This window comes from Rhizobium sp. BK491 (assembly GCF_014194925.1).
In the GTDB taxonomy this organism is placed as follows: Bacteria; Pseudomonadota; Alphaproteobacteria; order Rhizobiales; family Rhizobiaceae; genus Rhizobium.
In genome coordinates, this window is record NZ_JACIAR010000008.1 from 26,557 (window position 1) to 39,053 (window position 12,497).

The 12,497-nt window shown below is 61.0% G+C and carries 8 protein-coding genes and 1 pseudogene; 1 reads left to right on the forward strand and 8 read right to left on the reverse strand.

All coding sequences use genetic code 11. The annotated features are described in order from the left end of the window. Positions 1 to 6 precede the first annotated feature (6 nt). The 5 genes and pseudogenes from FHX05_RS25580 to FHX05_RS25600 all read right to left on the reverse strand — a co-directional run bounded on the left by FHX05_RS25580 (position 7) and on the right by FHX05_RS25600 (position 8,990). Positions 7 to 4,389, reverse strand: coding sequence for a strawberry notch family protein (locus FHX05_RS25580; RefSeq protein ID WP_183875367.1), 4,383 nt, complete (start codon positions 4,387 to 4,389; stop codon positions 7 to 9). 124 nt (positions 4,390 to 4,513) lie between these two features. After that, entirely contained in the window at positions 4,514 to 4,774 is a 261-nt protein-coding gene (locus tag FHX05_RS25585; protein WP_183715446.1) for a DUF6117 family protein, read from the reverse strand. A 104-nt stretch (positions 4,775 to 4,878) separates the two neighbouring features. Next, on the reverse strand, positions 4,879 to 6,069 hold the full coding sequence (locus FHX05_RS25590; protein ID WP_183715448.1) for a DUF932 domain-containing protein: 1,191 nt from the start codon (positions 6,067 to 6,069) through the stop codon (positions 4,879 to 4,881). 75 nt (positions 6,070 to 6,144) lie between these two features. Next, a pseudogene (locus FHX05_RS25595) lies at positions 6,145 to 6,799 on the reverse strand (hypothetical protein). Between the two features lie 73 nt (positions 6,800 to 6,872). Next, positions 6,873 to 8,990 carry a ParB/RepB/Spo0J family partition protein gene (locus FHX05_RS25600; protein ID WP_183875369.1) on the reverse strand — a complete coding sequence of 706 codons (2,118 nt, stop codon included), beginning with the start codon at positions 8,988 to 8,990 and terminating at the stop codon, positions 6,873 to 6,875. Positions 8,991 to 9,161: 171 nt separating this feature from the next. On the opposite strand from FHX05_RS25600, the gene FHX05_RS25605 reads away from it, so the two are divergent. Next, positions 9,162 to 9,377, forward strand: a complete 216-nt coding sequence (locus FHX05_RS25605; protein ID WP_183875371.1) for a hypothetical protein — start codon at positions 9,162 to 9,164, stop codon at positions 9,375 to 9,377. Positions 9,378 to 9,590: 213 nt separating this feature from the next. Here FHX05_RS25605 and FHX05_RS25610 read toward each other — a convergent pair whose 3' ends face one another. The 3 genes from FHX05_RS25610 to repC all read right to left on the reverse strand — a co-directional run bounded on the left by FHX05_RS25610 (position 9,591) and on the right by repC (position 12,429). Beyond that, on the reverse strand, positions 9,591 to 10,151 hold the full coding sequence (locus FHX05_RS25610; protein ID WP_183875373.1) for a hypothetical protein: 561 nt from the start codon (positions 10,149 to 10,151) through the stop codon (positions 9,591 to 9,593). 132 nt (positions 10,152 to 10,283) lie between these two features. Continuing rightward, on the reverse strand, positions 10,284 to 10,943 hold the full coding sequence (locus FHX05_RS25615; RefSeq protein WP_183715458.1) for a transcriptional regulator: 660 nt from the start codon (positions 10,941 to 10,943) through the stop codon (positions 10,284 to 10,286). A gap of 232 nt (positions 10,944 to 11,175) precedes the next feature. Next, a complete protein-coding gene (gene repC / locus FHX05_RS25620) occupies positions 11,176 to 12,429 on the reverse strand; it encodes a plasmid replication protein RepC (RefSeq protein ID WP_183875375.1) in 1,254 nt (417 codons plus the stop codon). Positions 12,430 to 12,497 lie beyond the last annotated feature (68 nt).

The following is a 12,497-nucleotide window of genomic DNA, read 5'->3' on the forward strand; positions in this document are numbered from 1 at the left end:
CCTCCGTCACGACCGGCGCGCGATGTCGATGAGGTGATGACGCTGCATCAACGTCGACAGGATCGCCGCACCCTCGTCTGTGACAGGCACGAAGAAGCGCAGCTTCCAATTGATCATCTCGGCGAACAGGCCGATCGACCGCAACCAGTCGCGCATGCCGTCGGTGAAGCCGGTGAGCTCGACGCGGTAGTCGTTCATCACCCGCGCCCGCCGCAGCGTCATGCCGCCGGCAAGCCCGACGATCGAGGATCCGTCGACAAGCGATGCCCAGGCCTGGTCCGGCAAGATCACCATGGTCTGGTCGATCCCGAAGTTGCGGCAAAGCCCGGTAAGCCGATCCGGAGCGATGACACGGCCGACGATCCGCTGGCCGTCATCGGTCTGCAGTCGCCGCACGCGGCAAAAGTCCTGCGGCAGCAGTTTCCAGATTGGCAGCAACAAACCGCTGACGATATGCATCGTCGAAGTCGAGAATTCCGGCACGGCAGCCACCTCGGCATCCCAGGCAGCTAAGAAGACCTTTTCGTCGGCTTCTTCCCAACTTGTCTCTTCGAGCTGGCGGACTTCGAAGCGGAGTTCGTCCATCGGCCGGATCAGCGACACGCGCGGCTGAACGGAGCCATCGTCCAGCATGATCGAGCGCGTCGGCACCATCACCGCGGGCCTGCCAGACTTGCCGTTGATCATCAGCCTGGCGCGCGGATCCTGCTGCACAAGGCACCGAACCTCCTCGAGCCGCATCGGTGCATTGCGATCCCGGCGTTCGACCGTCAGCAAGTGCGACTGCGCGCCGGTGACCGGATGGGTGTAAATCAGCCGGCGGTCGGTAACCGTCATGCTATCAGCGGTGATCGTCTCAAGCCCCTTGTCATACATACCGGCGGCAATTGCCCCCTCGATACGAGCGGCCAGCAGTTGCTCGAAGGCCTCGAACAGCACGTTCTGCATGGCGATCGTCAGCGCCAGCATGCGATTGAGAAAGGTCTGGATCGGCGGCAGCTCGTCCTTCAGTCCGCCCTCCTCCGAGGTCAAAGACAGGCCTGTGATGCTTTCGAAAGTCTCCAGCGAGCAGCCTTCGATCCTGCCGGCATGCAACAACCCGTAGAATTGCCGCAGCGCGTCGCGGGCATATTGCGATTCCAGATTGTCCTCGGACCGGAACATCCCCCGCCCGCCGGTCTGGCGCTGGCCCCGTGTGATAGCGCCAAGCGTGTCGAGACGCCGGGCGATTGTCGAGAGGAAGCGCCGCTCCGCCTTGACATTGGTGGCGATCATCCGAAACCGGGGCGGCTGTTTCTGGTTGGTGCGATGGCTGCGCCCAAGCCCCTGGATCGCTACGTCGGCACGCCAGCCCGCTTCCAGAAGGTTGTGAAGACGCAGGCGCTGATTTTTGGCGGCAAGATCCGCGTGATAGGATCTGCCGGTTCCGCCGGCATCGCTGAAGACAAGGATGCCTTTCTCATCATCCATGAAAGCGCGGGCCTCGTCGAGATTGGCGGTGCCCGGCCGGCTCTGCACGGCATAGCGGGCGATGGAGTTGCCGTCCTCCCGGCGAATGATGCGGCGGGAGCGGCCGGTGATCTCTGCGACCTTGCTGGCGCCGAAGTGCTGGACGATCTGGTCGAGTGCCGTCGGGATCGCCGGCAGGCTGCCCAAGACTTCGATCAGTTCGTCGCGCCGCCGTTCCGCCGCTCGGCAGATGACAGGATTCCCCTTCGCGTCATGGACAGGCCGGGAACCCAGATTGCCATCAGCATCGGAAAACTCCTCGAAGAGCTGCACCGGGAAGGAGTGCATCAGGTAGTCGATAACGTATTCGCGCGGCGTTACGTCGACCTGCAGATCGCCCCATTCCTCAGTCGGGATCTGTGCCAGCCGGCGCTCGGTCAAAGCCGCTCCCGTCGAGACGAGCTGGATGATGGCAGCATGACCATCGTCCAAATCTGTAGCGGTTGCTTTAAGCAGGGCCGGCGTCTTCATCGAGGTCAGAAGATGATTGAAGAAGCGCTGCTTCGAGCTTTCGAAGGCCGAGCGCGCAGCCGCCTTGGCGTTTTTGTTGAGCGTCCCGGACTTCCCAGTGATACCTGAGGCCTCCATGGCGGCGTCGAGATGGTTGTGGATGACCTGGAAGGCCTCGGCATAGGCGTCGTAGATGCGGACCTGTTCCTCGGTCAGTTCGTGTTCGAGGATTTCGTATTCCACGCCTTCGAAGGAGAGCGAGCGCGAGGCATAAAGCCCCATGGCCTTGAGGTCGCGTGCGAGCACTTCCATCGCCGCCACACCGCCATCCTCGATGGCGGCAATGAACTCGGAACGGGTCGGGAAGGGAAAGTCGCTGCTGCCCCAAAGGCCGAGGCGCTCGGCATAGGCGAGCGACTCCACTTCCGACGCGCCGGTCGCCGAGACGTAGACGACGCGGGCGTCCGGAAGGGCGCGCTGCAGGCGGAGGCCCGCCCTACCCTGCTGCGATGCCGCCTTGTCGCCGCGCTCGGTCTTGCCGCCCGCGGCATTGGCCATGGCGTGGCCTTCATCGAAGATAATAACGCCGTCAAAATCGCTTCCAAGCCAGTCGAGGATCTGCTGCACACGCGAGCGCTTGCCCTCGCGCTCGTCGGTGCGCAGCGTCGCAAAGGTCGTGAAGAGGATGCCCTCCTCCAGCTTGATCGGCGTGCCCTGCCGAAAACGCGACAGCGGTGTCACCAGCAGCTTTTCTTGGCCCAACGCGCTCCAGTCGCGCTGGGCGTCCTCGATCAGCTTGTCGGATTTTGAGATCCAGACGTGCCGCCGGCGGCCTTTCAGCCAATTGTCGAGAATAATGCCGGCGGCCTGACGGCCCTTGCCAGCGCCTGTTCCGTCGCCGAGGAACCACCCGCGACGGAAGCGGACAGCATGCTCTGCGTCGGATGCGACGGCCTTAAGATTGTCGAAGGAGGCATCGACGCTCCAGTGTCCGGCGAGATAGCCGGAATGGGCTTCGCCCGCATAGATGACGCTTTCGAGCTGGGCGTCGGAGAGAGCGCCACTGGTGACGATGCGCTTCGGCAGATGTGGGCGATAGGTCGGCCTCGGCGGCGCGACGGATGCCATCGCCACGGATTCAACCAGCCTGTCGGGATGCGGTTTTGCATTGGGGATGTGGATCGATTGCAGCCGGTAGGGTTCATAGATGCCGTCGGCGTTGGCCTCATCCCCCGGCTGAGCGTCTCGCAGCTCGTAGGAGAGTTCGATGATCTCGTCATCGAGATGTATCGGACGCACCGTTGCCGCAGGCCGCGCCTGCTCGCCGACCGCGGGGCGGTGCGCGGCAATCGCTGCCGGGCGCGTTGTGTCCGCGCGCAGGATACCGTTTGAGAGCACGACGGTAGAGTTCGGCACCGTCGTCAGCGCGCGGGGTGGGAGACCGGTGATCCAGCCGAGCAGCGTTTCGATATCGCACGCTGTGCCCCTCGACGTCACCAGCTTCGAGGGATCGCGCGCCGGGATCTTTTCGATGACGGTGAGCCGCGTTTCCATTGTCGTGCCATGACGGGCGTAGATGCTGCCGTCGATCGCCGCGGTGAACAGCATCGTGCCTTGCCTCTGCAGCCGCACGAAGGCGTCGCGCCATACCGAATTGTCGGGAGAAAGGCTTGCGCCGGTGATCGCGACCAGGCGGCCGCCAGGGGCAAGGCGCGCAAAGGCTGACGTGAGATGGCGCCAGGCGGCGTCGGTGACACGACCTTCGACATGAACACCGGCGGAGAATGGCGGGTTCATCAGCACCACGGTCGGCTGAATGCAACGGTCGAGGTAATCGTCTATATGAGCGGCATCGTGCTGTGATGTCGGAACGCCGGGGAAAATCTGCTCCAACAGCGCGTGCCGAGCAGCCGCATATTCGTTGAGCGCCAGGCGCGCGCCCGCGAGTTCCGCAAAGATCGCCATGAGGCCGGTTCCGGCTGACGGTTCGAGGACCACGTCAGCGACCGTAATGCCGGCAGCACGCGATGCGACATAGGCAAGAGGGATCGGAGTCGAGAACTGCTGCAGGGCCTGGCTCTCTTCGGATCGGCGTGTATGGGTCGGCAGGAGGTTTGCCAGCTTGGTCAGCATTGCGAGCGTCGATTGAGGCGACTGGGCTCGGGAGGCGATTGAGCGGAATTTGCGCAGGAACAGGACCTGGGCGGCTTCAGTCGCTTCATAGGCATCCTTCCAAAGCCAGAGGCCCTCGGCGTCGTTTCCGCCGAAGGCCTCCATCATGACCTGTCGCAGGGCGCCGGTAGAGACGACTTGACCGTGCTCCAGAAGCGACGTGAGTTGTTCGGCAGCCTTAATAAGTGCCTCAACGCCGGTTTTGATCTCAAGACGCGGGGAGACGCTAACGGTTTGAGAATGTGAGATGATATTCATCGAAGGGTGCTCCAAGAGTGAGGAAAGAACAGCGGAGCCCAGCGTCCTGCCGAGGGTTCGGAGGAGCGATATCGGGGCAGCCACGGATGGGTCGGGGATCGCCAGCTTGAACTGCCGGCGATCGTCAGCGTCTGGTCGTCGGACCTATGACGAAGCCAACGGGATCCTTTGGGTCCGGCGGCAGGTAGGCGTCATACGGGTTGCCATCGGCAAGATGGCCGAATGGCGTGAAGACGAATTCGCCGTCACTGCGGCCGACGGCGCAAAGCACGTAACGCGGCTCGCGTGTGGCGGCGTCGAGGCATTCCATGAGAGCAAGATTGCCATCGGCTGCGGCGCGCAGCAGCGTGTCGAAGTTTGTGCGGGCATGATCGGGGATAGCCATTAAGTGCTCCAGACAAAATGAGGCCCGGCGCTTGACCGGGCTCTGGGATGATGACGATGGGGATTGCTGACGCGGCCGGGTCTGAGCCCGTGCGCTTGAACCTGTCAGGGGGCGCTCTCCAGCAGCTTCTTCGCCTTGCCTTCGAGTTCGAGACGCGTGTCCTGATTGGTCCTGGTGCGCGCCAGCGCGGTGATGCCCTGCACGAAATCGAAGATCGATTCCGGCGGCCGGCCCTCCTCCGACAGCACCATCTCGATCACCTTGCCGGTCTCGGCTTTAGAGAAGCCGCGCCGACGCAGGAAGGTTTCGCGGTCGTCGTCCTTGCGCGCGACGATGCACTCGCGTGCCGCCTTGATGCCGGCGATGAATGGCGCCGGCGACGAATTGGCGAAGCTGGTCAGCGCGGGTGCTGCCTCATGCGCGAACCGCTGGGCCGCGAACTTCGAATGGCGGATGGTGATCTCCTCGAAATTCTCCGTGCCCCACAAATTTCTATTGGCGCAGACCGCCCGCAGATAGAAGGAAGCAATTCCGAGCGTCTTGGACCCGACCTCGGAATTCCAGGCGTAGAAGCCGCGGAAATAGAGGTCAGGCTCGCCGTTCGGCAGGCGCCCGGCTTCGATCGGATGAGTGTCGTCAACCAGGAACAGGAAGACGTCACGGTCGCTGGCATAGAGCGTCGTCGTATCCTTGGTGATGTCGACGAACGGATTGTGGGTCATCGTCTCCCAATCGAGAACCCCCGGCACTTTCCACATGGTGTCGCCGGTCCCATTGCCGGCGATCTTCATCACCGCCGAGACCAGTTCGTGGTCCCAAATGCGGCCGTATTCCGGTCCGGTGACGGCCCGCAGTTCCAGGCGACCGTCGTCCATCTCGAGCGTCTTGACGAGCTCGGCACGGTGATTGAGCAGACCATGCTGCAGATTGATCGCGGCGAGCGGCGCCGGCAGTTGCCGCATATAGGTGGCCGGGGCGCCGACAAGACTGCAAAGCTGGCCGTAGCTCCAATGCGTCGGCGCGATCGCCTGACGCTGACCTGGAACGAGAAGCTCAAGCCGCTCGGCATTGTCGCGTGTGGCCTCGACGCGGATCGCAGCGCTTTCGATCGTTCGGGCATGGGCACGCTCGGCTCGGGACCGGACGGTATAGTACAAATCAGTCAGCGACAGGAAGCGTTCGTCATCGGGGCGCGAAAACCATTCGGACGAGACACGGCCGATGCGTTCGCCGCGCGAGATATCGACCTTAAAGCCCGAGGAAACGGACCGGGCCTCGTGTGTTAAAGTGTTCATGGGAGTCTCCTGAAAAACAAGCGCCCGGCGCAGTGGCCGGGCTGGGTTGGGGGAAGTGAAATGGCTGATGGTCAGTCAGGCTGGATGGAGGCGCTGATGCGCTGCCCGGATCGCTGCAAGCGCTGCCTGGAATTCGGCATTGCCGACGACGTCCGAGCATCCATCGTCGTCGCGATCGTGAGGCAGGCGGTGTGGATGTCGTCGTCGGTTATGGCCGTCGGCGAAAGCGCTCGGAAATTGTCATCGACCTCCGGTACGGCGGCGATCGCATTGCGAACCTGATCTTCCTGTAGTCGCGCCAGGATATGGTTCGCCTTTGGCGTTCCACAGGCTCATCGGGATCCGGAGCGTTGCCAAGAATGGCCTCACCACGCGCAATCTCCCAGGCCGAACGGGCAAGCCAGTCGGGCGAGGGAGAACGTGCTGCGTGTGCGTCGTCGAAGAACATCTTCAACAGGCCGAGCAGGATCTCGAAATGACGTGCACGCCGCTGGACAGCTTCATCGAATTGCGAGGGCACCGGGACTGACGGTCCGGTATAGGCGCCATGGGCGCCTTCCCAGACGCCGGTGATATGAACCTCGCCGGAGGAATCGTAGTCTTTCTCGGCGAGATCCCAATTGTCGTCGTCGACGGCGGCCCGGCAGGCGGCCTCGAGCGTGTCAGCCGCATAAGTTCGATGCCGAAATACCGGCAGGTGAAAGGTGGATTCGATCGTAAAGTCGGGCATTGAAATGCTCCTGAATATGGAAGCGGCCCGGTCTCCTTTCGGAGCCGGGCCGTTGGTTGAACTGGGAAGACAGTTATTCGGCGGCGTCGAGATGCCGTTCTTCGTTGACTTCGTCAGTCGCAGCGTGGGCATCGTCCCCGCTATCAGTCAGGAACGCTGGGAGATCGGAATTGCCGCTCCCGGTGGCATCACCGCTCAGAATCTCGGCGTTTTCGCACGTCGCGTCGTCGACGGAAGCGAAATCTGTCACGAGACGGAGGGGCTCCGGAAGCCAACCACTCCCGGCCATTAACCGTTCGGCCTCGCGGGCCATGTCGGTCTTCTTCAGATGGCCAATGAACTCCGCTGCCTGGTCACCCTTGGCTTCTCGCACCGCCTGCAGGATGCGTGCCTTGGTGACACGGCCGAGATAGTTGTCGGCGGTCGCTGTCCAGCCGGCTTCGACCATGTCGAAACCGATCGAGCGGGCAAGCTGATCGGCATGCGCAATCGCCCGGGTGCGCTTGTTCCATGGTTCGATCACCGCATTGACCGACAACGAGGCGCAATGCGCAAACAACGCCTGCTGGCTGACCTCGTCGAGCGTGATCAAGAAATCCCAGAGATCGTTCGGATCCTTGGGCAGATCCTGGCCCCAGCCTTCATGCCGCTGATCGATCTCCTTCGCCCAGACCGTGTCGCCGAGCCCCGGCGTCTGGCTGAAGCGGGTGCTCTGCAGCGTCACCTCCAGGCATGAATCCGAGCCGTAGACGTAAAAGGCCTTTAGGACGAAGGCGTGCAGGACCGCGACGAAGGCGATGACAGGATCGTTCGCGAGTGCATTGCGCAAAGCAACCGTGCGCGCCGCTGTCAGATCGAGGATCAGGCGATCGGGAAGCGGCTTGATCGTTTCGTCCTCGTCGTCCGGTTGGGCGCCCTCCCCGCTGGTGGCACCGCTTGCCGCAAGATCATTGCCTTGATCGACGTCATTATCGCCGGCCTCAGCGGAGGGATCGGTCTCGCACTTCGGCTCATCCTCGGGCCGCACAAAGCCGCGCTCGAACTTGAGTTCGCCGCTGGCGCCAAGCGAGACGAAGACGCCGCCGCGGGCAACCTCTTGCGGATCGAACACATATGGACGGTCATTCAGGCGGTCGAGTTCGCTACCAAGCTCCTCCAGCCTCTGTTCGGTCGCTTCCGAGTACTCGTCTGCTTCCGCATATTCCGCGTCGAGCTTGTCGTATTCGGCGCGGGTGGCATCATAGCGGGCCAGTTCGTCTTCTGTCATTTCGACCTGCTCGCCATAGAAGCGGCGCAGCCCGGACGTGTGACCGTAGGGGAAATCAAAAGTGGCTTCGACCCACTTCCAGCCTTCGCTCACGCGGATCGCCTCGGCGTCAGCCTTCAGCTTCTCCATCACGAGCTGCTCGAGCAGTGCCGGATCCTGCAGCCAGCCGCCCTGATCCTGGTCGAACAGATCGCGCATGGTCACGCCACCGGCCGCTTCATAGGCCTCGATACCGACATAGACGGCGCGGCGGTCGCTAGCGCGGATGGCGGTCTCTGTCAGCAGCCGGCGAATATAATAAGGTTCCCGGCTATGCGAACGCGACACCGTATCCCATACTTGCTCCTGGCGAACATGGTCGTTGGTGATCGAGAAGGCCATGATCTGCTCGAGCGTCATCTCGTCTTCGGCATAAAGATCGAGAAGCCGCGGCGAGACGGAGGCCAGCCGCAGGCGCTGCTTGACGGTGGCAACCGAGACGAAGAAGCGCGCCGCGATCTCCTCCTCGCCAAGCCCCTGCTCCCGGAGAGTCTGGAATGCGCGGAACTGATCGAGCGGATGAAGGCTGACGCGATGGACGTTCTCGGCGAGCGAATCCTCGACCTCCAGCGTCTCGCCTTTACTGACGATGCAGGGAACGCGGGCGGCTTTGGCCAGTCGCTTCTGCGCAACCAGCCGCTCAAGGGCGCGATAGCGACGACCGCCGGCCGGGATACGATAGATGCCGGTCTCGTTGCCATCGCCGTCGAGTTCCGGGCGGACGTTGAGGCTGGTCAGCAGCCCGCGATGGGCGATGTCTTCCGCCAGGTCCTCGATCGAGACGCCGGCCTTGATCTTGCGGACGTTCTGCTGGCTGAGTACCAGCTTATTGAAGGGAATATCCCGAGCTGAACTGAGGGTGATTTTCTGGATGGCTTGTGCCATGTCAGTTTCTCCGTGACGGACCGGCCGGAGCCTCTCTCCAACCCTCTCAATCCGTCGCAGCTCCCCTTCCCTCCTCTTCCTCTCTGCAACCGCTCCCATTCGAATCCGCCCTTGATCCGCGCCGATCCCTCCCCACATTGCGGCCGTCACTTGTAAAGAGGTCATTCGAGCATGCATCAGTTTCTGGAAACCACCTTTGGGCCGGAGGAGCTGGAAATCCTGGACATCGTGCTCGAGGAATGGCGGGCGCGGCGCGGTTTGCCCAAGGACAATCCGGACGTCGAGCTTGCGGCAGCTGTGATGCTCAACCTGTTTCGCGAGGGAAACCGAACAATCGAAACGCTGAAGGCAGCTGCGGCCGAGCACAGGGCGTTGTCTGAGCTGTGACGGCAATCAGGTTGGTGACCTCAGCACACCCACGGCTCCGGAAACCCCTACGAGGCACTCTGGCCTAGTTGCAGGTCGAAGCGCATCGATGACGGGGGAGTCACGAAAACCCTCGGGTCACGGTGAATGTTAGCAGCCGAGCGCTAATGGAAAGGAGGCAGTGTGACACCCTGCCGAGCAAACGAGGAGTTGTCCATGTATTGAATGAGACGTTCAGCGTTCGAACCGCTCCAGCATCCTCTTCAGCTGTGCATTTTGCAGTTGAAGCTTACGCGCGAGTTGGTTCCTGAGCAGCTTGATTTCTTCATCAAGACTGATCGTGTCGTCAGAAGCGGAGGGAGCGGCTGCAGAGGGAGGCAAAACAGCTTCAACCGGCTCCGCTGACTTGGCCAATTTCCTGCGCTTTCGCGTAACGCCTTCGCCAGTCTGCAAGAGTTTTGGTCCGGCGTGTGCAACCGTAGCCGCCTCATCGGACAAGTCCGGATCAGCCGTCTTCCCGGGCTCGGCGCCTCCAATATCGGCCGTGCTGTCGACACCACTTGCCGTTTCGTCGGAATGATCCGGATCCGCTGACACCGCCGCCGATTGTTCGTCGGCGATCGGCTTTTCGTCGACCGGAGGCGCCCCGGTGTTCAATCCGTTATCGGCAGCCGTTTCAGTCAGGTTGGCGATAGCCAACAGGTCCGGCTTCACGTCATCGGTCGAGGCATGTTCCTGGCGCTGCTGACGTCGCGGTGACACCAGCCGAGCAAGAAGTTTCCATGGAGACGCCATTTATTCGACCTCGTATTCTAGCCCGCATGCAGGCAGCGGGCAAAAGCGTTGGCGGCAGGACTAGCCGCCGCCAATATGTTCGCTTCGATATAACCTCGTGAATGCGGCCAGGGCTTGATCGGCTGCTGCCGATCAAGCGAGGTTGAGCCGCTTTCGCAGATCGGCATTTTCGGCACGGAGCTTCTCGGCCAGCAGCTTGCGCAGTCTTTGGTTTTCCTCTTCCAGCTGCAGAAGATCCGCAAACTCGTCAACTGCCGCCACCGAGGGTGCAGCCGCCGCTTGCACGGCCTTCGGAGCGCGTTTGACAGGCGCACGCTTGGCGCTTGTCGCAGCCTCGTCGGACTTTGCCTTGCGTCCTCTCTTCGGCTTGACCGCTGCGGCATTCGATGCCGCTGCCGGTTGCGGCGAAACCGTTGCCGAGGCGATTTCAGGCACCGCCTTCCTGGCGCGAGGTTTGCGCTCCTTCTTGGGTACATCGGGCGCCTCTGCGGCCGGCGCGTCAGCAACAGTCATCGTATTGTTTTCGTCGGCCATTCTGGTCTCCTGTAAAGCCAGCACATTTGTCTCTTGCGCCATCGGCAGTGTCAATAGTGCGGAGGATTGTTCTTCGCCGGTCAAAGCCTTTTCGCTGCCGACCTGAGACATTGGCGTCAAGAAAGGCCTTGCGTCATCCTGCAGATCCTGCGCGACGGATTTGAGGTCCATGTGTCCCCAAATAGAGTTCGGATTGGAATTGAGTTTTCGTCGGCCCGATCTGTACTCGACGGTAAAGCTGCGTTGAACTTTTTTCACTTTGAGAGGCCTTGAGTGTCTTCGGCGATGTTTCAGCATCGCAACAAGTATCCTGCAGATACCGAATATCGCGCTGGTGGTCCATATGCCATTGCGATATCAGGCATACGAATTTGAGCCTGTCTGTCCCATTATCCGTGCTTGACGCATGACGAACCAGTTGTTCGCAACCGCTCCGCATAGCTGCTGATGCCGGTTGCTCCTAATTCCTGGCGACAGCGGTTGCTTCATTTCACGATGGGCCTGCCTTGGACCTCAGCAGGGCCGAGACCATTGGTTTGATCGTGAATTGGCGCTGTGTGGCTCGTCTGGTGAGATCGCGCAGGTACGCACCTGCAGAATTGATCTGCCCACCCTTTTCGAAGATACAAGCTATGGCAGCGCCAGCATTTTCTGGTCCCATGACAAGGCATGCTTGATGGAAGGCCGATGGGCTTATTTGCAGCATTGATCGTAGGACGGCTGTCGCTGCGAGCAGGTCTCGCCACGATCTGATCGATCCACCGGGCCCATAAGGGTGAATTTCACTGCAGGCTCGCAGCACTGTGTCCAGAGCGACAGCGGGTTTTAAAGATTGGATCGGTTCTTCCAGAGCCTGTTTGACGGCTCGGTGCTTTTCCTTAGCAGGTCGGGCGGCTGCCGGTGGGTTGGAAGTTTCGGCTGGCGGTGTGTTTTGCTCTGCTTCAGATTCATAAAAGGATTGTGTTTGTGAATCCTGTATGTGGCGCTCATTTTGGGACTCTCTGGCGCACATATTTTGCATTTTATCGTGTTCGTGCAATAGCTTGACGATAGTCGTGCGAAGTTCGATCAAGCGGCTGAGTAGAAACTGGAGTTCGTCGAGTGACGGCTGACGGGGCAAAGACGCAAGGAAGGCGCGGAATCGGTCGTGAAGTTGGCTCCATTCGCCTTCTACACATCCGTCTATTGCTAGCTGGATGAGTTTGGTTATGTCGCGGCGGCAGAGGCTGATCCGTTCCCGTGTTGCATGGAAAAGCTCCCGGTCGGCGGCGATTTTGGCGGCGATGTCTTCGATCTCCTTTGCGCGGGACAACAGCGGGGCCAAATTGAAGCCGAAAGCTTCATTAATCTCCCCTGCCCTGCTCCGCCGGGCAAAGCGCTTGCCATTGGCGCTATCCTTGCGAAGGATAAGGCCGGCGTCGACTAGAGCGGCCAGATGTCGTCTCAACGTAGCAGCAGTCATGCCCCTTGCCCGTATTGAAAGCTGGGCGTTTGAGGGAAAGACGATCAGATCGTTCTTCGAAGTGAGCTCATCGGACGGGTAGAACGATAATAAAGCATCGAGAACCGACAGAGACCGATCGGAAACATTAAGCGCCTCTCTAGCTTCACAGACGGCTCTGAAGAGCTTCCATTTGTTTCGGGCGGTCTCAGGCTTTGCTTCGCTGATTTGTCGTTGCCGCGACAACGAGGCAAACGTCATCGACCGCCGCCCAAAGGGCGTCGTCACATGTCCACTATCCATTTCTTCACCTTTCAAAAGGCAAAAGAAATCCGCTCACCAAAAACGGCGCCAAGACTCTTGACTGTGAT

Excerpts from the sequence above, each read along its gene's own strand:
- FHX05_RS25580 (WP_183875367.1), bottom strand. The coding sequence starts at position 4,389 with ATGAATATCATCTCACATTCTCAAACCGTTAGCGTCTCCCCGCGTCTT.
- FHX05_RS25585 (WP_183715446.1), bottom strand. The coding sequence starts at position 4,774 with ATGGCTATCCCCGATCATGCCCGCACAAACTTCGACACGCTGCTGCGC.
- FHX05_RS25590 (WP_183715448.1), bottom strand. The coding sequence starts at position 6,069 with ATGAACACTTTAACACACGAGGCCCGGTCCGTTTCCTCGGGCTTTAAG.
- FHX05_RS25600 (WP_183875369.1), bottom strand. The coding sequence starts at position 8,990 with ATGGCACAAGCCATCCAGAAAATCACCCTCAGTTCAGCTCGGGATATT.
- FHX05_RS25605 (WP_183875371.1), top strand. The coding sequence starts at position 9,162 with ATGCATCAGTTTCTGGAAACCACCTTTGGGCCGGAGGAGCTGGAAATC.
- FHX05_RS25610 (WP_183875373.1), bottom strand. The coding sequence starts at position 10,151 with ATGGCGTCTCCATGGAAACTTCTTGCTCGGCTGGTGTCACCGCGACGT.
- repC (WP_183875375.1), bottom strand. The coding sequence starts at position 12,429 with ATGGATAGTGGACATGTGACGACGCCCTTTGGGCGGCGGTCGATGACG.